The sequence below is a fragment of the Streptococcus sp. SR1 genome (assembly GCF_000526075.1).
Taxonomy (GTDB): domain Bacteria; phylum Bacillota; class Bacilli; order Lactobacillales; family Streptococcaceae; genus Streptococcus; species Streptococcus halitosis.
In genome coordinates, this window is record NZ_JATR01000026.1 from 24,966 (window position 1) to 48,607 (window position 23,642).

Sequence of the window (23,642 nt, forward strand, 5' to 3'; positions counted from 1 at the left end):
AAAAAAGTTTCCTAGAGAACTATTTTAGTCTGAATTGACATTGGAGAATATTTTCTCTATAATAAGCACTAGCTACCGTGGATAGGAATCCATTCACTTGATGAAGGGAGAAAACGTTCAAATGAAACCAGAAGAACAAAAAGTTTTAGGGATTTTAGCAACCATTTTTGGAGCCATCGCACTTTTAGGATCTTGGATCCCGTTTATTAACTATCTATCGTTTTTCATCGCTATTGTCGCGTTGATCTTAGGTATTATCGGACTTATTGCCAATCTCAAAAAACGGAAAACAATGGCCATTATCGGAACATCCCTCGCAGTTGCTTCTGTTGTACTTTTCTTTACGACCCAAATGTTGTATGCTAATGTCTACAAAGAGTTTGTCAAAGAGTTTAACCGTTCCTATAGAGAAGCTAGCTCCTCAATGGAACGCGACTTGACAGATGATACCATTGATTCACTCCCCGAAGATGAGGAAGAAGACGATACCTTCACTTGGACACAAGAACAGTTCGACGCTTTAATTGAAGGTGACCTTGATAACAAAGGAAAAGGTGGTACCAACTACAAGGATATTATCAAAAAACACGGACTGCCAGACTCCGAGTTTGATTCCACTATTGAGGGCTACGACACAAAGAAAATTACCTATATTGGCATTGATGATAGAATCAAGACCGTTACTCTAACCTTTGTAAAACAGGATAATGGTCAACTCTTACTAGTTCATAAAATAGCTGTAGGCCTAGGAGAAAGCCAGCAGCAAAGAGATTCTGGAACCAGAATCTAATCTCAAATATAAAAAGCGAACAGCTAGCAAGTCTGTTCGCTTTTTTATTAGAATCCATCGACATTCGTGTAGATCTTTTGGACGTCCTCATCATCCTCAAGAACGCTGTAAAGTTTTTCAAAGGTTTCCAAATCTTCACCTGACAGCTCAACTTCTGACTGAGGAATCATTTCCAGTTCAGTAACTTGGAATTCTTCGACACCTGACTCACGAAGGGCAACGATAGCCTTGTGAAGGTCAGTTGGAGCTGTGTAAACAGTGATTGTTCCTTCTTCCGCTTCTACATCATCCACATCAATATCTGCTTCAAGCAACAATTCAAAGATAGCATCCGCATCATCACCAGCAAATACGATCACACCCTTGTTGTCAAAGAGGTAAGAAACCGAACCTGAAGCTCCCATGTTTCCGCCATTTTTACCAAAAGCAGCACGAACGTTCGCAGCTGTACGGTTGACGTTTGAAGTCAAGGTATCCACAATCAGCATAGAACCATTTGGTCCAAATCCTTCGTAACGTCCTTCTGTAAAGGTTTCGTCTGTGTTTCCTTTTGCCTTATCGATAGCCTTATCAATAACGTGTTTTGGCACCTGCGCTTGTTTAGCACGATCGATAACGAATTTCAAAGCAGTGTTTGATTCTGGATCTGGTTCCCCTTTTTTAGCTGCTACATAGATTTCTACACCAAATTTTGCATATACTTTAGAGTTAGCTCCATCTTTAGCCGTTTTCTTGGCTACGATATTGGCCCATTTACGTCCCATTAGGAATCTCCTTTTTTCACATTTTAATCTTTCTTATTATAACACAAGTCTAGCTGATTTTCACTAGAGGAAATGGATTTTCTTTTGCAAAGCAAGCTAGGCTTTCCCTCCGACTGCCACGATTTTCTTGCCTTCTTTTATCCAAGGGTGTCGGGAAAGGGAGAAGCAAAGTTGGACAGTCATCACAACCCAGAGTAGCGGTTCACAGAGAATAACACCTGTATAGCCGGTCCAAGGAATAATCCAAGCTACGAAAATAATTTTCCCAAACAACTCGATAAAGCTAGATATAAGTGGCAAAAGTTTTTGCCCTAGTCCCTGCAAGCTATTTCTATAAATCAATAAAAGACTTAAAAATGGATAAAATACAGAACTGATACGTAAGTACAAGGTCCCGTTTTCTACCAAATAGCTGTCTGTCGAACTCGCCAAGAAAGAAACTAGGCTAGGACTGGCAAAAAATAGGAAAATACAGGCAAAGGCTGCCCAAGACATACTCAAATAGCTCCCTAAACGAAGGCCTTGAACAATACGTTCGGGACGTTTCGCCCCAAAGTTTTGAGAGATAAAAGTCGTCATCGATGCTGAAATAGCTGTCATTGGCAGCAAGGCAAAGGCCATGATTCGCCGTGCTGCCGTTTGAGCACTGATAATGACTGCACCAAAACTATTGACAGAGGATTGTAAAATGACACTCCCGATAGAGACGATCGACCCCATCAGACCCATGGCTAGTCCCTGCTCCAAGAGATCCACATAGAGAGCCTTATTCCATTTAAAATGTTTGAGACCCGGAAGAAGCTCTGGAACACTCTTACGAATATAAAAATAACAGAGGATTGCTGACAAACCCTGCGAGATAATGGTTGCAAGACCCGCAGACTGAACTCCCAGATGCAGTTGCGTAATAAAATACAAATCCAAGATCACATTAACGATAGCTGAAAAGATAAGAAAAGCAAGAGCCGCAAGGCTATCGCCAATCGAGCGCAGTAAGCCTGCAAAAAGATTGTAGGCGAAGCTGACGCCTACACAGGTAACAATCATGGAGATATACTCGTAGGATTGAGGAAGGATTTCTACAGGTGTCTCTAAATATTGCAAGAGTGGATACAGGCCGAAGAAGCCCATCAGCATGACAAGAGCACTCAGGATGGCACCCAGAAGCCAAGTTGCCGCAACAGCCTCTTTAATCTTAGCAAAATTACGAGCCCCATAATAGCGAGCAATGACAATCCCCATGCCATTGCCAACACCAAGCGTAAAGCCTATAATCAAGTCAAAAACGGCCGTTGTCGCTCCTACTGCTGCTAAGGATTCTTGTCCAAGGAACCGCCCTACAATCAAGACGTCAGCTGTATTATATAGTTGTTGAAAGATATTGGACAACAGAATTGGAAGGGCAAAGCTCAAAAGTGAGGGAAGAATGGGGCCATGAATCAGGTCCACTGTTTGTTTTTTATTCATAAAGATATTATATCAGCTTTCCAGAGGACCGACAAGATTCTTTAACGAATACCGAAATCAATTGCTTACAGAGAGACAATTTGCTATAATCAAGAAAAGGAGGTCATTTATGAGTTTGACCAGTCAATTAATAACCGATGTGTTTCCAGATCTTGATAAAGTTGAAAAGCTAAATAACGAAGCTTTCCCCGAGGAAGAACGGGTCCCCCTTTCTGAGTTTTTGCGCTATCAGGACCGAGATGACGCCCACTTTTTTGCTTTTTATAACGAAGAAGAATTTGTTGGCTTTGCTTTTGCCATCTCCAACCAAAAGGCCTTCTATATTAGCTTTTTTGCCATCATGCCTCACTTAAGAAGTCATGGGTATGGGAAGGAAATTATCGACAAACTAACTGATTTTTACCAGCGAACCATGTTGCTTGAAGTAGAGCGACTGGATGAAGAATGCGATAACTTGGAACAAAGAAAAGCTCGTATGAGCTTCTATCAACAAAATGGCTTCAAAACAGCTAACGCTTTTCTAGAGTATGATGGCTTGAGTTTTGAAATTCTCTACCGCGGTGACCATTTCGACGAGGAAGCCTATCGCGACATCTTCCAAAAATTACAAGATGAACATTATTTTGACTTTCACATCAAATACAGGCGCTTTAGTGATCATTAGTTGTTTCAAGGAAGAGAAATCTAGAGAGTTTTCTCACGATAAAAACGCATAATACCAAGGTTCTGAATACCTGATATTATGCGTTTTTATGATTTTGAAAACTTTCCCTAGTTTTATCTTTAATCTTCAATTTCGATTTCAAGTCCATCACCTAGGTCAAGCGTCACTTCTTGGTTAGGTGCCAAATCTTCAGCGACAGAAGTAGGAGTGGATCCCTCTTCATCTTCAATCAAACCATATTGAACACGAACCTGATGGTCAATCTCATCAAAAATCTCTGGGTGATCTGCCAAGTATTTCTTAGCATTCTCCGATCCTTGCCCGATTTTTTCACCCTTGTAAGAGTACCATGCTCCTGCTTTTTGGATGATATCGAGATCACTTGCGATCTTCAAGAGCTCACCAGTCTTAGAAATCCCTTCTCCGTACATGATTTCAACGAAGGCTTCCTTAAATGGTGGAGCCACCTTGTTTTTCACGACCTTGATCTTGGTTTCTTTACCGACATTGGTATCTTTTTGGTCACCAGTTCCTTTGATTTGTGTGCTTCCACGAACATCCAAACGGACCGAAGCGTAGAATTTCAGAGCACGTCCACCAGGTGTTGTTTCTGGATTTCCAAACATAACCCCAACCTTTTCACGCAACTGGTTGATAAAGATGGCAATTGTTTTGGTTTTATTGATAGAAGCACCAAGTTTACGCATGGCCTGACTCATCATACGAGCTTGCAAACCAACGTGGCTGTCTCCAATATCTCCATCAATTTCTGCACGAGGTACAAGGGCCGCAACCGAGTCGATAACGACAAGGTCAACTGCACCTGAGTCAATCAATTTTCCAGCAATTTCAAGACCTTGCTCTCCTGAGTCTGGTTGTGACAAGAGCAATTCGTCAATGTTCACACCAAGGGCTGCAGCATAGGCTGGGTCAAGAGCATGTTCCGCATCGATAAAGGCTGCAATACCACCTTCTTTCTGTGCTTGCGCAACAGCGTGAAGGGCAACCGTTGTCTTACCAGATGATTCTGGTCCATAGATTTCGATGATACGTCCTTTAGGATAACCACCTGAACCAAGAGCAATGTCAAGAGCCAAGGACCCTGAACTCATGACTTGCACTTTTTGTTCTGCGCGTTCACCCAAGCGCATGATTGATCCCTTACCGAAGTCTTTTTCAATCAGTTTAAGAGCATCGTTCAAGGCTTTTTCACGATCCGCTCCAAACTTTTTTGAAATTTCATCTAATTTTTTTGGTTTTTTCGCCATTCTGTTCTCCTATATTCTACTGGTCCTTAGACCTACTTACTATTATATCAAAATTTAGTCACTTAATAAAGCCTTGCGAACTAGGTTAAAGGCATGCATAACCGCGATGTGACGTACATCTGCTCGACTCCGTCCTGCGATATTAGCCTTGATCACCTCTGTCCCTTTTGCATGTGCCAGTCCAATAAAAACTGTGCCGGCTGGATGCCCCTCTAGGCTATCTGGCCCAGCTACACCTGTCAGACTGACTCCATAATCAGACTGAGTCTTGAGCCGTGCCTGCTCTGCCATTTTTCGAGCCGTAAACTCAGAAACGACCCCGTGTTCTTTTAGCTCTTGCTCGGAAATATCCAACATCTTAGACTTTTCTTCTAGGCTGTAAGTGATAAAACCGCCATTAAAGATTGCTGAGACGCCCGAAAAGTCTGCTAAAGTAGCTTGAAAGAGACCCGCCGTCAAGCTTTCTGCCGCAGTAATGCTTTTCTGTCTCTTCTTTAGCTCTTCTACAACGACACTTGCGAGGCTGGTTTCTTCCCCATATCCGTAACAGATGTCTCGTAGAGAAATTCCCTCGAAAGTCTGGCGACTTAAGATTTGATTTTCTAGGATGTCCAGTGCTTGATCAGCCTTTTCTTGACTAACTGCTTTTGTAGACAAGCGCAAGGTCACTTCTCCCGTTTTGGCATACGGTGCCAAAGTCGGATCGGTTTGATGGTCAATCAAATCCGCCAAAATGGTCACCAACTGACTCTCACCAATTCCAAAGAAACGAAGCACTCGGGAATAGAGCTTAGTACCAGTCATTAACTTGGGTAAGAGTTGATTTAAGACCATGGGTTTCAACTCACTTGGCGGTCCTGGAAGTACCACGTAGGTCACTCCATCCACTTCCGACACCCCTCCTACTGCTAAACCTGTCTCATTTAGCAGCGGAGTTGCCCCTTCTACAATTTGGGCTTGGCGCTCATTATTCGGTGTCCGAGCATAGTCTGGCCTTTGGGCAAAAAAGATATCTAGTTTTTCCTGGGCTTGAGGATCAAACACTAGATTTTTTCCCAAAAATTTAGCCAGAGTTTGTTTGGTCAGATCATCCTCAGTTGGTCCCAAGCCCCCTGTCAAAATCACAAGATTACTACGTTGACTCGCAATCTCCAGCAAAGACAAAAGACGAGCTTCATTGTCTCCGACAGCTGTTTGGAAATAGACATCTACCCCGATTTCTGCTAGCTTCTCTGATAAAAACTGAGCATTGGTATTGACGATCTGCCCTGTTAAAATTTCTGTTCCAACAGCAATAATTTCTGCTTTCATGTTTCCTCCTACTTATCTATTCGAATTCTTTTTGAAAAAATCGCAGGAAATTTCCCACGATTTGATTCTTTGTTTTATTCTACCTCTTCGTTTGAAACACTAGTACTGGTTGAAGGCGCTGTCCGGCCAAAGGCTGTTTCGTACAGTACCGCATTGGTTTCCAATTCTGTCACTGGCTCTTTACCTAGTGAACTACGCAAGAGATTTTGCATTTCGAGCATATGTTCTGAAGTGACAATCTGATAAGAAATTCCCTGTAGCTCAGCATCTTCCCCACGCAATTGATGCGTTTCGATATTCTTAAAGGAATCTTGATAGCCGAGCAATTGTGGAATGCTCTTAGCTGATAAATCCACATTGGTCTGCATGTTGTCACTCAAAGCTTTGAGGATACCTTGATAATGGCTCACACTGTTCAGACTCAAAACCTTCTCTACGATTTTTTGAATGACTTCACGTTGACGTTTTTGACGCCCATAGTCTCCTTCAGGATCTTGGTAACGCATCCGTGAATACACCAAGGCTTCCTCACCATTCAAGTTTTGTTCCCCAACACCAATGGAAATCTTATTAAACTCTTCTTGGTCAGTGATGGAAATTGGAAAACCAAGTGTATTGTTGACAGTGATTCCACCAACTGCATCCACCAATTGTTGAAGGCCTTGCATGTTGACCATTACATAGCGGTCAATGTGGATATTCATCATCTTTTGAATAGTAGAAATTGCAAGTTCCGCACCACCATTAGCATAGGCCGCATTGAGTTTGGCTTCCTGAACTTGGCCATTTTCATTCTCGATCTTAGTCAAAATATCCCGTTCCAAACTCATCATAGTGGTTTTCTTTGTTTTGGGATTAACCGTCAGGAGTATCATAGAATCACTATTCCCTGCCCACGGATCTGTACGTTCCGAATTTCCCGTATCTACCCCCATCAAGAGGATAGTCAGTGGCTCCGTCGCTTCGATAACGTTGGTTTCTTCCCCGATTTTTTTGTAAGTCTTTTTACTTAGGGTTTCTGTTCCCTGTTGGTAGATGGTATAGCCATAAACCGCTACACCTAAAACTGTTACTGCCAGGAAACCTAGCACCATTCCAATTAATTTTTTGATCATCTCGTTATTCATCTATCAATTTGCCCATCAGACAAACATCTAAAAATATCCCTTCTGCTAAATAGGCTCCTCTTTCTTGCAAGCCTTCTATGATAAATCCCATTTTTGAATAGAGGTGGATAGCAGCCTCATTTCGTTTTTGTACACTAAGTTGCAAACGGCGCAAGACACCACTGGCTTTAGCCCACTCGATGCCTTCTTCTAGAAGTATAGTCGCCAAGCCTTGGTTCCAAATTTTCTTGCGAACTGCTAGAAAAACATCTCCAATATGCCGAACTCTTAAATGTTGATCCGCTGTGATATTTAAGATACCTGCAATCTCATCATTCAGTAAGGCGAGAAGAGTAATTTGATTCTCCGATGCAGCTTGTTTTTCGATAAAAAGAGCCATTTCAGACGCTGTCATCATGATACCATTTTCATCTAGGCTAGTGAGGTCTGTCTCTTGACCGACACAATCTAAAAATGCAATCAAAGCTGTAGCATCTGAAGTCTCTGCCTCACGAATGCACAACTCATACTCCATCATGAAGCTCCTTGATGAGTTGTTCAGCCCGAGGGCCATGAGCCGTAAAATGAAGACAACGACCCTCTGCTTCTTTCAAAATTTCCAATTCCAAATAGGAATCTGGTAAATCCTCACCCAAAAGATGCCCCCACTCAATAACAGTCACACCGCCACCAAAGAGAAACTCATCCAAGTCAATAGAATCAGCGTCTCCTTCGATACGGTAGACATCCAAGTGGTAAAGTGGCAGACGCCCTTCATACTCTCTCACGATAGTATAAGTTGGACTTTTAATCATCTGACGGATATCCAAACCCTTGGCAAGGCCTTTTGTAAAGGTTGTTTTACCCGCACCCAACTCTCCCGTCAAGATCAGAACATCGTCTTTTTGAAGCAAATGACCTAATCTTTCTCCGAGAGCTCGAAGCTCTTCTTCATTTTTTGTGTACATGTTACTATTATACCAAAAAGTTTTCTTTTGTGTGAATTTTCTTTATAGACTTACTATGCTAAATTTATAGTTCTCCTTTCCTTTCTTAGAAAAAGGTAAAAATACAAATAACAAATAAAACATCGCGAATCACATGTCCGTAAAATGAAATTTCGCTTTGCACGGATTTGGGAAAGAGGAAACGCGCACATAAAAAACCGAGACCGATATAAAGGAGAATGGAGGAGATCGTTACGGGATTTCTCAAGAAAATAATCGTACCTAAAACGGAAATCACAACCGTTCTCTTCTTGTTGAGATAGTTGTCCATATCCCGAATATATTTATCAAAAGGTAAGAAAATCCATAGATCTACTCCCAGCAAGAAAAAGAATGAGGGCAAAAAGAGGTCAACCAGATCCTGCTGGAGCTCAGTACCAACTTGGATACTTTCTGATAAAATGAAACAGCTGGCTAAAAGATTGATGATTAAAAGAAGATTATGGATAAGCTTCACTTTCTCTGCAGAATGCAAAATACTATGACTTTTCTGACCCAAGGTATGGAAGTAATTAATCCCAGCACAAAAGCCAGAAACTCCCACTATGAGAATTAAAAAATAGACATTTCCTTCTCTTAAGGATAAAAATGATTCCTTCCACAATAAACAACTTCCAAATAAAATTTGAGCGACAGCTAATAATAATAAAACACGAATTGATTTCATCATTTCCTTTTCTTCCTCCGTATAAGAAATTATACTCTGACAGGATTAGAAAATGATAAATGACTTCCAAAATGTCACATTAGGACGCTGAACGGTACAAAAAACAGTTCCGTCATTCACAGAACTGTTCTCTTCTAATCTAATCCTTAAACCAGAGGGCGATTTCTCGTTTAGCTGACTCTTCTGAATCTGACCCATGTACGACGTTTTGAATGGCTTGATTTTCTCCTGCCGCCTTAGCAAAATCCCCCCGGATGGTCCCCGGAAGAGCCTCTTCTGGACGAGTAGCCCCCATCATGTCACGCCAGCTTTCAATTACCTTGGGACCTGAAATGATTCCCACAATTATTGGACCTGAGGTCATAAATTGGCGGATAGGAAGATAAAAACTTTTTCCAACTAAGTCGCGATAATGTTGGTCAATCAAATCTTCTGAAACGGTTGAACGTAACTCTAATTTTTCGAGTTTGAAACCACGTCGCTCAATTCTTTTCAAAACCTCGCCAACTAGACCTCTCTTCACACCATCTGGCTTAATGATAAAGAATGTTTGTTCCATATAAATCCCCTTGTCATTTTAGTTCTTCTATTCTACCACACTTTATGGAAAAGTGGGAAAATTTTCTGAAACAAAGCAAAGAGAACCCGAAGGTTCTCTTGTTTACTTTTTATTCTACAGTTTCTTCAGATTGGATTTCCACAGTTTCATCCACTGGAGCAAGTTCTGCCTCTTCTTGTTCAGGAGCCAGATATTCTGCATCATTGATTGCCTGTGGTTCAAGATTACGGTAGCGAGCCATACCAGTACCTGCTGGGATGATCTTACCAATAATAACATTTTCCTTGAGTCCAAGGAGATGGTCTTTCTTACCACGGATGGCCGCATCTGTAAGGACACGAGTTGTTTCCTGGAAGGAAGCCGCTGACAAGAAACTGTTTGTTTCAAGTGAGGCTTTGGTAATTCCCATAAGAACTGGGCGACCAGTCGCTGGAACTCCACCTGCGATAAGGACATCTTTATTAGCATCTGTAAAATCGTTGATGTCTAAAAGGGTACCCATGAGAAGATCTGTATCACCTGGATCCATGACACGGACTTTACGGATCATTTGACGAACCATAACCTCAATGTGTTTGTCACCGATTTCTACCCCTTGGCTACGGTAAACTTTTTGGACTTCACCGAGAAGGTAAGTTTCAACTGACAAGACATCACGAACAGCAAGGAGATGTTTTGGTTGGATAGAACCCTCTGTCAATGCTGCACCACGAGAAACTTGGTCTCCAACTTCAACACGCATACGTGCTGTAAATGGAACGACGTATTCACCTTCGCCAGTTTCACCCTTAACAAAGACTTTCTTGGTACGAGTTGAAGCGTCTTCTTCGATTGCTGTAACTTGTCCTTTGACCTCTGTAATAACCGCTTCCCCTTTAGGATTGCGGGCTTCAAAGATTTCTTGGACACGAGGAAGACCCTGAGTGATATCGGTATTTGAGGCAACCCCACCCGTGTGGAAGGTACGCATTGTAAGCTGTGTACCAGGTTCCCCGATAGATTGGGCAGCGATTGTACCAACTGCTTCACCAACTTCAACCGCATCACCAGTCGCCAAGTTGATACCGTAACAGTGACGGCAAACACCATGACGAGTGTTACATGTAAATACGGAACGGATAGTCACTTCTTCCACACCAGCATTGACAATCTCGCGCGCCTTGTCTTCTGTGATTAATTCATTTGGACCAATGATCACTGCACCAGTTTCTGGGTGTTTAACAGATTTCTTAGTGTAACGACCATTGAGACGTTCTTCGAGAGACTCGATCATCTCTTTTCCTTCCGCGATAGAGCGGATCAAGAGACCACGGTCTGTTCCACAGTCGTCCTCACGGATGATAACGTCTTGGGCAACGTCAACCAAACGACGAGTCAAGTAACCTGAGTCGGCTGTCTTAAGGGCCGTATCGGTCATACCTTTACGGGCACCGTGAGTTGAGAAGAACATTTCAAGTACTGACAAACCTTCGCGGAAGTTTGAAAGAATTGGCAATTCCATGATACGTCCGTTCGGAGCAGCCATCAGACCACGCATACCGGCAAGTTGTGAGAAGTTCGAGATGTTACCACGGGCTCCTGAGTCCATCATCATAACGATTGGGTTCTTCGGATCTTGGTTATCGACCAAGCGTTTTTCCAATTTCTCACGAGCTGCACGCCATTCAGCTGTAACAGCATTGTAACGTTCATCATCAGTGATCAAACCACGACGGAACTGTTTTGTGATTTGTTCTACACGCTTATGAGATTCTTCAATAATTTCAGCCTTGTCTTCAACCACTGGGATATCAGCAATCCCCACTGTCAATCCAGCAAGTGTTGAATGATGGTAACCTAAGTCTTTCAATCGGTCCAAGAATGCAGAGGTTTCTGTTGTACGGAAACGTTTGAAAATCTCAGCGATGATATTTCCAAGGTTTTTCTTCTTGAATGGAGGATTGAGTTCAAGGTTGCGAATGGCTTCCTTGATATCACCACCTAGTGGCAAGAAGTATTTAGCTGGAAGCCCTTCTGTCAAGTTCGCATTATTTGGTTCTTGCAAGTAAGGTAGACCCTCTGGCATGATGTCGTTGAAGAGGATTTTACCAACTGTTGTCAGCAAGACCTTGTGTTTTTGCTCTTCTGTCCATGGTTTGTTGAGGCTGTCTGTCGCGATACCAACACGTGAGTGGAGGTGTACATAACCATTGCGGTAAGCCATGACAGCTTCATCACGGTCTTTGAAGACCATTCCTTCACCTTCACGACCAGCTTCTTCCATAGTTAAGTAGTAGTTACCCAAAACCATGTCCTGAGATGGAGTAACAACTGGTTTACCATCTTTCGGATTCAAGATGTGCTCTGCAGCGAGCATCAAGATACGAGCTTCTGCTTGAGCCTCTTCTGAAAGCGGTACGTGGATGGCCATTTGGTCCCCGTCAAAGTCGGCATTGTAGGCTTCACAGACAAGCGGGTGCAAACGAAGGGCCTTACCATCGATCAAGACGGGCTCGAAAGCTTGGATACCCAAACGGTGAAGGGTCGGTGCGCGGTTCAAAAGCACTGGGTGTTCTTTGATTACTTCTTCAAGGATGTCCCAGATACGCTCATCACCGCGTTCCACCAAGCGTTTAGCTGCTTTGACGTTTTGCACGATGTCGCGGGCAACGATTTCACGCATAACAAATGGTTTAAAGAGCTCGATCGCCATTTCGCGTGGCACACCACATTGGTACATCTTAAGAGTTGGACCAACGGCGATAACGGAACGTCCTGAGAAGTCAACACGTTTACCGAGCAAGTTCTGACGGAAGCGTCCTTGTTTCCCTTTGAGCATGTGGCTCAATGATTTCAGTGGACGGCTACCTGGTCCTGTAATCGGACGACCACGACGACCATTGTCAATCAAAGCATCAACCGCTTCTTGAAGCATACGCTTCTCATTTTGAACGATAATACCAGGTGCATTCAACTCAAGCAAACGAGCCAAACGGTTGTTACGGTTGATAACACGGCGGTAAAGGTCGTTCAAGTCAGATGAGGCAAAACGGCCACCATCCAACTGCAACATTGGGCGGAGATCTGGTGGAATAACTGGGAGGATGTTAAGAACCATCCATTCAGGTTTGTTCCCAGACTTGTAAAAGGCATCCAAAACATCCAAACGACGGATAGCTTTGACACGTTTTTGTCCAGTAGCTGTTTTCAACTCTTCTTTGAGTTCAGCAATTTCTTTTTCAAGATCTACTTGTTTCAAGAGGTCTTGGATGGCTTCGGCACCCATCTTGGCAACGAATGATCCATAACCATACTCACGCAAGCGCTCACGGTATTCGCGCTCTGTCATGATAGACTTGTGCTCAAGTGGTGTATCCTTAGGATCAATGACCACATAAGCCGCAAAGTAGATAACTTCCTCGAGGGCACGAGGGCTCATATCAAGGGTCAAGCCCATACGGCTTGGAATCCCCTTGAAATACCAGATGTGAGATACAGGAGCTTTCAACTCGATGTGCCCCATACGCTCACGACGAACTTTTGTACGCGTTACTTCAACCCCACAACGGTCACAAACAATCCCTCTGTAACGAATGCGTTTGTACTTACCACAAGCACATTCCCAGTCTTTTGTAGGACCAAAGATGACTTCGTCAAAGAGTCCTTCACGTTCTGGTTTCAACGTACGGTAATTGATTGTTTCAGGTTTTTTGACTTCTCCATAAGACCATGAACGGACTTTGCTTGGAGAAGCTAGGGTGATTTGCATACTTTTAAAACGATTTACATCAACCACTATTTCTTCCCTTTCTATTCTAAGTGAACTGCTTATTCTTGTTCAGCAGTTTCTTCTGTTGCTTCCGCTTTTGCTTCTTTCTCAGCTTCTTCAGCTTCAAAGGCTGCTTTAGCCTCTTGAGCTGCTTTTTCGCGGGCTTTTTCAAGGTCATCTACGTGGATGACATCTTCGTCCATTCCTTCATCCAAGTCGCGAAGTTCCACTTCTTGGTCATCTTCGTCAAGGACACGCATGTCAAGACCAAGAGATTGCAATTCTTTCACAAGAACTCGGAATGATTCTGGAACACCTGGTTTTGGAATTGGTTTTCCTTTTGTAATAGCTTCATAAGCTCTCAAACGTCCGTTGATATCGTCAGATTTGTAAGTCAAGATTTCTTGAAGGACATTTGACGCACCGTAGGCTTCAAGGGCCCAAACCTCCATCTCACCGAAACGTTGTCCACCAAACTGAGCTTTACCTCCAAGTGGCTGTTGAGTAACGGTTGAGTAAGGTCCGACTGAACGCGCGTGCAATTTATCATCAACCATGTGGTGGAGTTTGATCATGTACATGACACCAACTGATACACGGTTGTCAAACGGCTCACCTGTACGTCCATCGTATAGGATTGTCTTAGCATCGCTATCCATACCTGCTTCTTTAACAGTGTCCCAAAGGTCTTCAGAACTTGCTCCGTCAAAGACTGGTGTTGCGATGTGGATACCAAGAGTACGGGCTGCCATACCAAGGTGGAGTTCCATAACCTGACCGATATTCATACGTGATGGCACCCCAAGTGGGTTCAACATGATATCGACTGGAGTTCCGTCTGGAAGGTAAGGCATGTCTTCTACAGGGACGATACGAGAGACAACCCCTTTGTTTCCGTGACGTCCGGCCATCTTATCTCCGACCTTGATCTTACGTTTTTGAGCGATGTAGACACGAACCAGCATGTTAACTCCTGATTGCAACTCATCTCCATTTGCACGTGTAAAGATCTTAACATCACGAACGACACCATCGGCACCGTGTGGTACACGAAGAGAAGTATCACGCACTTCACGAGACTTGTCTCCGAAGATAGCGTGCAAGAGACGTTCTTCAGCTGAGAGGTCTTTTTCACCCTTAGGTGTGACTTTCCCTACAAGAATATCCCCTTCTTTAACTTCGGCACCAATACGGATAATTCCCATTTCGTCAAGGTTTTTAAGGGCATCTTCCCCAACGTTTGGAATTTCACGAGTAATTTCTTCAGGCCCAAGCTTTGTATCACGCGTTTCTGATTCGTATTCTTCGAGGTGGACAGATGTGTAGACATCGTCTTTGACCAAGCGTTCGCTCATGATAACGGCATCCTCGAAGTTGTAACCTTCCCAAGTCATGTAGGCAACGATTGGGTTTTGTCCAAGCGCCATTTCCCCTTTTTCCATAGAAGGTCCGTCAGCGATAAAGTCGCCTTTTTCAACGATGTCCCCAACTTTAACAAGGGTACGTTGGTTGTAGGCAGTGCCTGAGTTTGAACGACGGAATTTTTGAACATGGTAGACATCTAGGGAACCATCTTCACGGCGAACTTCTACCTTGTCCGCATCTGCGTAGGTAACTTTACCGTCATGCTGAGCAATAACCGCAGCTCCAGAGTCGTGAGCTGCTTGGTATTCCATACCAGTACCAACGTAAGGTGCTTTTGGATCAATCAATGGCACAGCCTGACGTTGCATGTTGGCACCCATGAGGGCACGGTTGGAGTCATCGTTTTCCAAGAAAGGAATACATGCAGTCGCAACGGCAACTACCTGTTTTGGTGACACGTCCATGTAATCAACCACTTCTGCTGGATACTCTTGGTTGACCCCTTGGTGACGTCCCATGACAACTTTCTCAGCAAAAGTACCATCTTCGTTCAATTTTGAATTAGCCTGTGCTACAGTAAATTCATCTTCTTCATCGGCTGTCAACCAAACGATTTCGTTTGTGACTACACCAGTTTCACGGTCAACCTTACGGTATGGTGTTTGAACAAATCCATACTTGTTCAAGTGACCGTATGATGACAAGTTATTGATCAAACCGATGTTAGGTCCTTCAGGTGTTTCAATTGGACACATACGACCATAGTGAGTGTAGTGCACGTCACGTACTTCATATCCAGCACGGTCACGAGTCAAACCACCAGGCCCTAAGGCTGACAAACGACGTTTGTGAGACAACTCAGAAAGTGGGTTGTGTTGGTCCATGAACTGGGACAATTGTGAAGAACCAAAGAATTCTTTGATCGCAGCTGTCACAGGGCGGATGTTGATAATTTGTTGCGGTGTCAAAACTTCATTATCCTGAACAGACATACGTTCACGGACATTACGTTCCATACGAGAAAGTCCAAGACGTACTTGGTTTGCAAGCAATTCACCAACTGCACGGATACGACGGTTTCCAAGGTGGTCGATATCATCCACACGTCCGATACCTTCTGCCAAGTTGAGGAAGTAGCTCATCTCTGCAAGGATATCCGCAGGAGTTACAACACGAACCTTGTCGTCTGGATTGGCATTTCCGATGATGGTTACGACACGGTCTGGATCCGTTGGGGCAACAACCTTGAATTTTTGAAGGACAACTGGTTCTGTCAAAACAGCTGCATCGTTCGGAATATAAACGATCTTGTTCAAGTCGCCATCCAAATGACTCTCGATACTTTCAATCACACTGCGAGTCATAACGGTACCAGCTTCTACCAAGATTTCACCAGTTTCAGGGTCTACCAATGGCTCCGCAATGGTTTGGTTGAGCAAGCGTGTTTTGATGTTCAATTTTTTATTAATCTTGTATCGACCAACAGCTGCCAAATCGTAGCGACGTGGATCAAAGAAACGAGCTACAAGCAAGCTACGTGAACTTTCAGCAGTCTTAGGCTCACCTGGACGAAGGCGTTCGTAGATTTCTTTCAAGGCTTCGTCTGTACGAGAGTCCATTGGATTCTTGTGGATATCTTTTTCAACGGTGTTGCGAACCAATTCGCTGTCACCAAAGATATCAAAGATTTCATCATCACCTGAGAAACCAAGCGCACGAACCAAGGTCGTAAATGGAATCTTACGAGTACGGTCGATACGAGTATAAGCGATGTCTTTTGAGTCGCTTTCAAGTTCCAACCAAGCTCCACGGTTAGGGATAACAGTAGAACCGTAACCCACTTTACCATTCTTGTCTACTTTATCGTTAAAGTAAACACCTGGTGAGCGGACCAACTGAGAAACGATAATACGTTCACCACCATTGATGATGAAAGTACCCATTTCGGTCATGATTGGGAAATCACCAAAGAAGACTTCTTGAGTCTTGATTTCGCCTGTTTCTTTATTAATCAAGCGGAAGGTTACAAAAATGGGTGCTGAGTAGCTAGCATCGTGGATACGAGCTTCTTCGAGCGTGTATTTTGGTTCCTTGATTTCATAGCCAACAAATTCCAACTCCATTGTGTCTGTGAAGTTTGAAATTGGCAATACATCTTCAAACACTTCCTTAAGTCCGTGATCTAGGAAATCTTTGAATGAATCCGTTTGAATTTCAATCAAATTTGGTAAGTCAAGAACTTCTTTGATTCTTGAAAAACTACGACGGGTACGATGTTTCCCGTATTGAACGTCATGTCCTGCCAAGATGATTCTCCTTTGTAAATAAAGTTCCAAGCCTGCTTCATCAGGCTATTGATTATCGTCAAATGGTTGTTAAACCCCTATCACCATGTCCTTTTGGATAATTTTCAGAATTTTTAAATTTATGTTACAAAGACTCAAAAAACCGAAAAAAAGCACAAAAAGAGCAGCTAAATCCGACTTTTTCAGGAGATTTAACTGCTGTGAGTCCTGTCTGGACAATATTTCAGACAAAACCTACGACAAATGATTATTCTTATTATACCTTATTGGCCAAGATTTTTCAAGGTTTTTTTACCATTTTTCAAACAATCTTTTCCTATAAAATGCTTTAACTTTTCAAAAGAATGAAGCATAAAATTTTCTCTCAAAAACTAGGAAAACGCTTGCATAAATGTTTACCTCATGCTATACTGATAGGGAATAACTACACAAGGAGAATTGTGATGAAAAAGATTCCATCTCAAACTGAGAAAAAAATGGTTTACGGTATTCGTTCCTTGAAAAATGGAACAGGCTCTGTCCTTATCGGTGCCAGCATTGTCCTACTTTCTGCTGCAATGCCAACCATTTCGGCTAACGAAAACCTTCCTCAAGCTCAGGAAAATACTAGTGCTGTGGCTAAGGCTCCTACCGAGACTGAAGCAAGTCAAACACAAGACCAAAGCCCAGTTTCTGAGGAAAATAATGCAAACGCTTCCCTTGACACTAAAAAGGAAGCCCCCGCAACTGACGCTGTTCTAGAAGCTGAAACACCTAAAAAAGAAGCTCCAGCTGTGGAAACTACTACAGCGCCAGAAACACCTAAAACAGAAGACGCTAGCACAAACCAGGCTAACAGCAAGGAAGAGAAAGTAGACGCCAACACTTCGACACAAACTTCAGGCCAAAAACCACAAGCTGACACATCTTCTGAAGAACCCATCGCAGACAACCACTTCCGCATCCATGTGAAAAAACTCCCTGAGGAAAACAAGGATTCCCAAGGTCTTTGGACTTGGGACGATGTTGAAAAACCTTCTGAAAACTGGCCCAATGGAGCCAAGTCCTTCAAGGATGCCAAGAAAGATGACTACGGCTATTATCTCGATGTCAAACTCAAAAATGAGCAAGCCAAGAAAGTCAGCTTCCTCATCAACAATACTAAAGGGGATAACCTGACAGGGGACCGTTCGGTAGAGCGCCTCTCTCCAAAAATGAACGAGGCCTGGCTAGATGAAAACTACAAGGTATACAACTACCATCCTCAGCCAGCGGGAACAGTCCGTGTCAACTACTACCGTACCGACGGGAACTATGACAAAAAATCTCTTTGGTATTGGGGCGATGTTAAAAACCCAAGCAGCGGAGAATGGCCTGACGGTACTGACTTTACCGCAACTGGAAAATATGGCCGTTACATTGATATCCCACTCAATGAAGCTGCGAGAGAATTTGGATTTTTATTACTAGACGAAAGCAAGAAAGGCGATGATGTGAAAATCAGAAAAGAAGATTATAAATTCACTGATCTAAAAAATCACAGTCAGATTTTCCTCAAAGATGATGACGAAACCATCTACACTAACCCCTACTATGTGCACGATATCCGCATGACTGGTGCCCAACACGTGGCTAAGTCTCGTATCGAAAGCAGCTTTTCTACCCTAGTTGGAGCTAAGAAAGACGATATCCTCAAACACTCCAGCATCACTGATTACCAAGGGAATAAAGTAGATATCACAGACGTGGAAGTGGATGAGGCAGGTAAAAAAGCGACCTATATCGGCGACTTCTCTGACACTCAACACCCGTACACTGTCAGCTACAATTCAGACCGATTTACCACACGTTCAAGCTGGCGCCTCAAGGATGAGTCCTACAGTTACGACGGTCCACTCGGCGCAACTCTAAAAGAAGATGGCAAGCGTGTTGATCTCACCCTCTGGTCTCCAAGTGCTGATAAGGTTTCCGTTGTCGTCTATGACAAGAAAGACCCTGAAAAGGTAGTCGGAACTGTCGCCCTTGAAAAAGGAGAAAAAGGAACCTGGAAACAAACTCTGGACACAAACTCTGGTCTCGGTATCAGCAACTATACTGGCTACTACTACCACTACCAGATCGAGCGCCAAGGTAAAACCGTTCTCGTTCTTGACCCTTATGCCAAGTCACTAGCAGCTTGGAACAGTGACCTAGCAAAAACAGATGTCGCTCATAAGGTCGCTAAAGCTGCCTTTGTCGACCCATCCAAACTAGGACCGCGAGACTTGACCTATGGGAAGATTCGCAACTTCAAATCGCGTGAAGATGCCGTCATCTATGAAGCTCATGTACGTGACTTCACTTCGGATCCTGCCATCGCAAAAGACTTGACCAAGCCATTTGGTACCTTTGAAGCCTTTATAGAAAAATTGGACTATCTCAAAGACTTGGGTGTGACCCACATCCAGCTCCTTCCAGTCTTGTCTTACTACTTTGTCAATGAATTGAAGAACCAAGGACGTTTGTCTGCCTACGCTTCAAGCAACAGCAACTACAACTGGGGATATGACCCTCAAAACTACTTCTCCTTGACTGGTATGTACTCAAGCGATCCTAAGGATCCAGAAAAACGTATCGCAGAATTCAAAAACCTCATCAACGAAATCCACAAACGTGGCATGGGGGCTATCTTGGATGTGGTCTACAACCATACTGCCAAGGTTGACATTTTTGAGGATATTGAGCCAAACTACTATCACTTTATGGACGCAGACGGAACTCCACGTACTAGCTTCGGTGGCGGTCGTTTGGGAACTACCCACTACATGTCTAAACGTGTCTTGGTAGACTCTATCAAGTATCTGGTTGAAACTTACAAAGTAGATGGTTTCCGCTTTGATATGATGGGTGACCACGATGCGGCTTCTATCGAAGAAGCGTACAAAGCTGCACGCGCCCTCAATCCAAATCTTATCATGTTAGGTGAAGGCTGGAGAACCTATACTGGTGATGAAAATACGCCTGTACAACCTGCTGACCAAGATTGGATGAAGAAAACAGATACTGTCGCTGTCTTTTCAGACGACATCCGTAACAACCTCAAGTCTGGCTATCCAAACGAAGGTCAACCTGCCTTTATCACAGGTGGCAAACGCGATATCAATACCATCTTTAAAAATCTCATTGCCCAACCAACTAACTTTGAGGCTGACAATCCTGGAGATGTTATCCAGTATATCGCAGCCCATGATAACTTGACCCTCTTTGACATCATTGCCCAGTCGATCAAAAAAGACCCAAGCAAGGCTGAAAACTACGCTGAGATTCATCGTCGTTTGCGACTTGGAAACCTCATGGTCTTGACTGCTCAAGGAACTCCGTTTATCCACTCTGGTCAGGAATACGGACGTACCAAACAATTCCTAGACCCAGCCTATAAGACTCCTGTTCCTGAAGATAAGGTTCCAAACAAGTCTCACTTGTTGCGTGACAAGGACGGCAAGCCATTTGTCTATCCTTACTTTATCCATGACTCTTACGACTCTAGTGATGCTGTCAACAAGTTTGATTGGACCAAGGCAACAGATGGTAAAGCTTTCCCTGAAAATGTCAAGAGCCGTAACTATATGAAAGGTTTGATCGCCCTTCGTCAATCGACAGATGCCTTCCGACTCAAGAGTCTGCAAGACATCAAAGAGCGCGTCCACCTCATTACTGTCCCAGGACAAAACGGCGTTGAAAAAGAAGATGTGACCATCGGCTACCAAATCACTGCTCCAAACGGTGATATCTACGCAGTCTTTGTTAATGCAGATGATAAGGCTCGCGAATTTACTCTAGGAACTGCCTTTGCCCACTTGAAAAAGGCTGAAGTCCTGGCAGATGAAAATCAAGCCGGACCAGTAGGAATCGCTAAACCTCAAGGTCTCGAATGGACTGAAAAAGGCTTGAAATTGAACGCTCTCACTGCCGTTGTTCTCCGCTTATCTCAAGGTGGTGCCATCGTTGCCCCAGCTGTGGAAGAAAAACCAGAATTTAATCTTTCTAGCTTGGAAACCCAACAAGACCAAGCCCAAAACCTAGTAGCAAATCCTGACTCTCAAGAAACTGCTGCAGAGACTCACTCTCAGAACCTCCTTCCAAACACAGGAACTGAGAGCAAATCCCTCCTTGCCCTTGCTGGATTCAGTATCCTTGCCCTTCTCGGACTTGGATGGTTGATAAAAAACAAGAAAAAGAAATAACACTCAATGAAAATCAAAGAGTAAACTAGGAAGCTAGTCACAGGCTGCTCAAAGCACAGCTTTGAGCTTGTAGATAAGGCGAAGCTGACTTGGTTTGAAGAGATTTTCGAAGAGTACAACCTAGCCCTCCTATAGAAAAACACCCCATGGTCAGAAGAATCTTCTAGTCATGGGGTGTTGTTTTTATGATACACTTATCTATCAAATCATGTATTCTACACTATAGCTAGCGTCTGATAAGATACGAGCCAGGAACTGCTTGGTTCGTTCTTCTTGTGGACGACTAAAGAAATCGTGGGGATTATTCTCCTCTACGATACGGCCTCCGTCCATAAAAATAACGTGGTTGGCAACATCTCTAGCAAATCCCATCTCATGCGTGACGACCACCATGGTCACACCTTCTCCCGCCAACTGTTTCAGAACATCCAAAACATCTCCAACCAACTCAGGGTCTAGTGCTGATGTTGGTTCATCTAGCAAAATGACCTCGGGCTTGACGGCAATAGCACGCGCAATTCCTATTCGTTGTTGTTGCCCTCCAGATAGTTGTGAAGGGTAGTAGTCTTTATAGGCAAGTAAACCAACTTTTTCCAAGGCAGATTCTGCACGTTTGAGCGCTTCTTCCTTAGGAACTTTACGAGCCACTATTAGGCCTTCTAGAATATTTTCCAGAGCAGTTTTGTTTGCAAAGAGATTGTAGTGTTGGAAAACAAAGGCTGTTTTTTGGCGAATTTCTAGAATGTCTTTCTTGCTTAATTTGGCTAAGTCATAGGTTTTTCCTGCCAAGGTCAAACGGCCACTGTCAGCTTTTTCTAAGTGATTAAGACAACGGAGAAAGGTCGTTTTCCCCGAACCTGATGGTCCTAAAATAACGACGACATCCCCTTGGTTGACCTGAAGATTAACATCCTCCAAGACCTGTCTCTCTCCAAATGTTTTTGCGATATGTTCTACTTGTAACATCCTGTCCTCCTATACGAAACGCGCGCTAGATGCTTTTGCACTCTTTTCTTTTTTCACATAGCCTTTCTCCAGTAGGGAGAAGCCCCACTGAATCAAACCACAGATCAAAATATACTGCAAAAAGATCACAAAATAAGACTCAAAATACTGGTAGCCGTAGGACGCTTCTACACGGGCAATAGCAGTGATATCCTTGATGGTCATGACAAAGACCAAGGAAGTCCCTTTGACGATATTAATCACCAGATTGGCCAAGTTAGGCAAGGCTGAGCGCAAGGCTTGAGGAAAAACAATCCTTAGATAGGCCTGGGTCGTAGTCAGCCCAATCGCATGCGCTGCCTCTAGTTGTCCCTTGTCCACCGTCAAGATAGCTGAGCGCAAAATCTCCGATAAACTCCCGACTGTCATTAAACTATAAATGATAAAGGCATAATAGAGAGGATCAAGCTTGAAAATATCAAAGTCACTGCCTATGCTTTTGAGAAATTGATTCAGCAAACTTGGAAACAAACTATAAAAGAAGAGAATCAATAAAATCGGAGGAGTCGCTCGGATAAACGCCAGATAGACCAGAGAAAAACTCCTCACCCCTCGAACCTTGTAAATCTGCCCCAAGGCTAAAAATAGAGCTGGTAAAAAGCTTAAGACCATAGCCACAATCATGATAATCAAGGTGATTGGCACACCCTTCAAGGTCTCCAGAAAGGTCTTTACAATATAGTCTATATCCATTTCTTACCTCCCTTTTGTTTCCAAAGACTTCTCAAGCAAACGACTCAAGCTAGAAATAACCAAGGCAATCCCCCAGTAAAGAAGCGCAACTGCCGTATAGGTTTCCAGTGAATAGTTCCCTAAATTGCGGCTGATTAAGAGATTGCCTGCCCCCATAACATCAACGAAACCAATCGTATAGGCCAAGGCAGCATCCCGCATGAGATTGAGAATAGCGGTCGTTATATTGGGAAGAGCAACTTGAAAAGCTTGGGGAAAAATGATTCTCCAAAAAGTCTGACTTGGAGTCAAACCAATACTAAGCCCGGCCTCTGTCTGCCCCTTTGGAATAGCTTGATAGGCCGCCTTGAAAACTTCGGCAACAATAGCCGCAAACAAGAGAATCATCGTCAGAAGAACAAAAATAGTTTTAGACCAGTTGTTGATATCCAAACCAAGCCACCATTTCAGAAATTCTGGCAAGCCATAAAAGACTAGAAAAAGCAAGACAATCGGCGGTGTACAACGTAGGGTAAAGATATAGCCTTTGGAAATCGCTGCAAAACTCTTGTCTTCTCCTACTTGTGTCCAGGCCAAGAGACCTCCAAAAAGGGAACCAAGAAGAGTGGTAAAAAAGAGAATGGACAAGGTCATAGGAAGTGCCTGCCATAAGGTCGGTAAAAACTGAAAGACCTTGGAAAAATCATAAGAAACCATGCAAAACCCTTTCTAGTCTTGGAA

Annotated in this window: 17 protein-coding genes; 3 read left to right on the forward strand and 14 right to left on the reverse strand. The window is 43.4% G+C overall.

The annotated features are described in order from the left end of the window. Positions 1 to 100: 100 nt before the first annotated feature. The gene (locus HMPREF1518_RS09710; protein ID WP_033585771.1) at positions 101 to 790 is read left to right on the forward strand and encodes a DUF308 domain-containing protein; all 690 of its coding nucleotides are present in this window, start codon (positions 101 to 103) and stop codon (positions 788 to 790) included. Between the two features lie 47 nt (positions 791 to 837). Here HMPREF1518_RS09710 and HMPREF1518_RS09715 read toward each other — a convergent pair whose 3' ends face one another. Beyond that, positions 838 to 1,554 (reverse strand): YebC/PmpR family DNA-binding transcriptional regulator, encoded by a 717-nt coding sequence (locus tag HMPREF1518_RS09715; RefSeq protein ID WP_033585772.1) that lies wholly within the window; start codon positions 1,552 to 1,554, stop codon positions 838 to 840. Positions 1,555 to 1,650: 96 nt separating this feature from the next. After that, positions 1,651 to 3,021 (reverse strand): MATE family efflux transporter, encoded by a 1,371-nt coding sequence (locus HMPREF1518_RS09720; RefSeq protein WP_033585773.1) that lies wholly within the window; start codon positions 3,019 to 3,021, stop codon positions 1,651 to 1,653. A 109-nt stretch (positions 3,022 to 3,130) separates the two neighbouring features. Here HMPREF1518_RS09720 and HMPREF1518_RS09725 point away from each other — a divergent pair, with 109 nt between their 5' ends. Next, positions 3,131 to 3,685, forward strand: a complete 555-nt coding sequence (locus HMPREF1518_RS09725) for a GNAT family N-acetyltransferase (RefSeq protein ID WP_000060287.1) — start codon at positions 3,131 to 3,133, stop codon at positions 3,683 to 3,685. A 119-nt stretch (positions 3,686 to 3,804) separates the two neighbouring features. On the opposite strand, the gene recA is transcribed toward HMPREF1518_RS09725, so the two are convergent. The 9 genes from recA to rpoB form a co-directional block, all read right to left on the reverse strand. Further along, positions 3,805 to 4,953: a recombinase RecA gene (recA, locus tag HMPREF1518_RS09730; RefSeq protein WP_033585774.1), complete on the reverse strand. Its 1,149-nt coding sequence runs from the start codon at positions 4,951 to 4,953 to the stop codon at positions 3,805 to 3,807. Positions 4,954 to 5,007: 54 nt separating this feature from the next. Next, positions 5,008 to 6,264, reverse strand: coding sequence for a competence/damage-inducible protein A (locus HMPREF1518_RS09735; RefSeq protein WP_033585775.1), 1,257 nt, complete (start codon positions 6,262 to 6,264; stop codon positions 5,008 to 5,010). Positions 6,265 to 6,338: 74 nt separating this feature from the next. Beyond that, on the reverse strand, positions 6,339 to 7,379 hold the full coding sequence (lytR, locus tag HMPREF1518_RS09740) for a glycopolymer--peptidoglycan transferase LytR (protein WP_000592173.1): 1,041 nt from the start codon (positions 7,377 to 7,379) through the stop codon (positions 6,339 to 6,341). Positions 7,380 to 7,383: 4 nt separating this feature from the next. Beyond that, entirely contained in the window at positions 7,384 to 7,905 is a 522-nt protein-coding gene (locus HMPREF1518_RS09745; protein WP_033585776.1) for a GNAT family N-acetyltransferase, read from the reverse strand. Next, the gene (gene tsaE / locus HMPREF1518_RS09750) at positions 7,895 to 8,338 is read right to left on the reverse strand and encodes a tRNA (adenosine(37)-N6)-threonylcarbamoyltransferase complex ATPase subunit type 1 TsaE (RefSeq protein ID WP_000288252.1); all 444 of its coding nucleotides are present in this window, start codon (positions 8,336 to 8,338) and stop codon (positions 7,895 to 7,897) included. Before tsaE ends, HMPREF1518_RS09745 begins: the two co-directional genes overlap by 11 nt. Positions 8,339 to 8,423: 85 nt before the next feature. Then, positions 8,424 to 9,047: a hypothetical protein gene (locus HMPREF1518_RS09755; protein ID WP_081730854.1), complete on the reverse strand. Its 624-nt coding sequence runs from the start codon at positions 9,045 to 9,047 to the stop codon at positions 8,424 to 8,426. A 136-nt stretch (positions 9,048 to 9,183) separates the two neighbouring features. Next, a complete protein-coding gene (ndk, locus tag HMPREF1518_RS09760) occupies positions 9,184 to 9,603 on the reverse strand; it encodes a nucleoside-diphosphate kinase (protein WP_033585778.1) in 420 nt (139 codons plus the stop codon). Positions 9,604 to 9,712: 109 nt separating this feature from the next. Continuing rightward, the gene (gene rpoC / locus HMPREF1518_RS09765; protein ID WP_000228779.1) at positions 9,713 to 13,378 is read right to left on the reverse strand and encodes a DNA-directed RNA polymerase subunit beta'; all 3,666 of its coding nucleotides are present in this window, start codon (positions 13,376 to 13,378) and stop codon (positions 9,713 to 9,715) included. 32 nt (positions 13,379 to 13,410) lie between these two features. Next, positions 13,411 to 17,022, reverse strand: coding sequence for a DNA-directed RNA polymerase subunit beta (rpoB, locus tag HMPREF1518_RS09770; RefSeq protein ID WP_033585779.1), 3,612 nt, complete (start codon positions 17,020 to 17,022; stop codon positions 13,411 to 13,413). A 443-nt stretch (positions 17,023 to 17,465) separates the two neighbouring features. On the opposite strand from rpoB, the gene HMPREF1518_RS09775 reads away from it, so the two are divergent. Continuing rightward, positions 17,466 to 21,224, forward strand: coding sequence for a pullulanase (locus HMPREF1518_RS09775; RefSeq protein WP_033585780.1), 3,759 nt, complete (start codon positions 17,466 to 17,468; stop codon positions 21,222 to 21,224). A gap of 201 nt (positions 21,225 to 21,425) precedes the next feature. Here HMPREF1518_RS09775 and HMPREF1518_RS09780 read toward each other — a convergent pair whose 3' ends face one another. From HMPREF1518_RS09780 to HMPREF1518_RS09790, 3 genes are read right to left on the reverse strand one after another with little or no spacing between them, the layout of a single operon-like run. Continuing rightward, positions 21,426 to 22,190, reverse strand: a complete 765-nt coding sequence (locus HMPREF1518_RS09780) for an amino acid ABC transporter ATP-binding protein (protein WP_000942251.1) — start codon at positions 22,188 to 22,190, stop codon at positions 21,426 to 21,428. A 9-nt stretch (positions 22,191 to 22,199) separates the two neighbouring features. Next, positions 22,200 to 22,922 (reverse strand): amino acid ABC transporter permease, encoded by a 723-nt coding sequence (locus HMPREF1518_RS09785; protein ID WP_000350563.1) that lies wholly within the window; start codon positions 22,920 to 22,922, stop codon positions 22,200 to 22,202. Positions 22,923 to 22,925: 3 nt separating this feature from the next. Further along, on the reverse strand, positions 22,926 to 23,618 hold the full coding sequence (locus HMPREF1518_RS09790) for an amino acid ABC transporter permease (protein ID WP_033585781.1): 693 nt from the start codon (positions 23,616 to 23,618) through the stop codon (positions 22,926 to 22,928). Positions 23,619 to 23,642: the final 24 nt, after the last annotated feature.

What these genes read in the sequence shown, in the direction of transcription:
- HMPREF1518_RS09785 (WP_000350563.1), bottom strand. Translation starts at nt 22,922, where the DNA reads ATGGATATAGACTATATTGTAAAGACCTTTCTGGAGACCTTGAAGGGT.
- HMPREF1518_RS09715 (WP_033585772.1), bottom strand. Translation starts at nt 1,554, where the DNA reads ATGGGACGTAAATGGGCCAATATCGTAGCCAAGAAAACGGCTAAAGAT.
- HMPREF1518_RS09720 (WP_033585773.1), bottom strand. Translation starts at nt 3,021, where the DNA reads ATGAATAAAAAACAAACAGTGGACCTGATTCATGGCCCCATTCTTCCC.
- HMPREF1518_RS09725 (WP_000060287.1), top strand. Translation starts at nt 3,131, where the DNA reads ATGAGTTTGACCAGTCAATTAATAACCGATGTGTTTCCAGATCTTGAT.
- HMPREF1518_RS09775 (WP_033585780.1), top strand. Translation starts at nt 17,466, where the DNA reads ATGAAAAAGATTCCATCTCAAACTGAGAAAAAAATGGTTTACGGTATT.
- HMPREF1518_RS09745 (WP_033585776.1), bottom strand. Translation starts at nt 7,905, where the DNA reads ATGGAGTATGAGTTGTGCATTCGTGAGGCAGAGACTTCAGATGCTACA.
- recA (WP_033585774.1), bottom strand. Translation starts at nt 4,953, where the DNA reads ATGGCGAAAAAACCAAAAAAATTAGATGAAATTTCAAAAAAGTTTGGA.
- HMPREF1518_RS09790 (WP_033585781.1), bottom strand. Translation starts at nt 23,618, where the DNA reads ATGGTTTCTTATGATTTTTCCAAGGTCTTTCAGTTTTTACCGACCTTA.
- HMPREF1518_RS09755 (WP_081730854.1), bottom strand. Translation starts at nt 9,047, where the DNA reads ATGATGAAATCAATTCGTGTTTTATTATTATTAGCTGTCGCTCAAATT.
- lytR (WP_000592173.1), bottom strand. Translation starts at nt 7,379, where the DNA reads ATGATCAAAAAATTAATTGGAATGGTGCTAGGTTTCCTGGCAGTAACA.
- ndk (WP_033585778.1), bottom strand. Translation starts at nt 9,603, where the DNA reads ATGGAACAAACATTCTTTATCATTAAGCCAGATGGTGTGAAGAGAGGT.
- HMPREF1518_RS09735 (WP_033585775.1), bottom strand. Translation starts at nt 6,264, where the DNA reads ATGAAAGCAGAAATTATTGCTGTTGGAACAGAAATTTTAACAGGGCAG.
- tsaE (WP_000288252.1), bottom strand. Translation starts at nt 8,338, where the DNA reads ATGTACACAAAAAATGAAGAAGAGCTTCGAGCTCTCGGAGAAAGATTA.
- HMPREF1518_RS09780 (WP_000942251.1), bottom strand. Translation starts at nt 22,190, where the DNA reads ATGTTACAAGTAGAACATATCGCAAAAACATTTGGAGAGAGACAGGTC.
- HMPREF1518_RS09710 (WP_033585771.1), top strand. Translation starts at nt 101, where the DNA reads ATGAAGGGAGAAAACGTTCAAATGAAACCAGAAGAACAAAAAGTTTTA.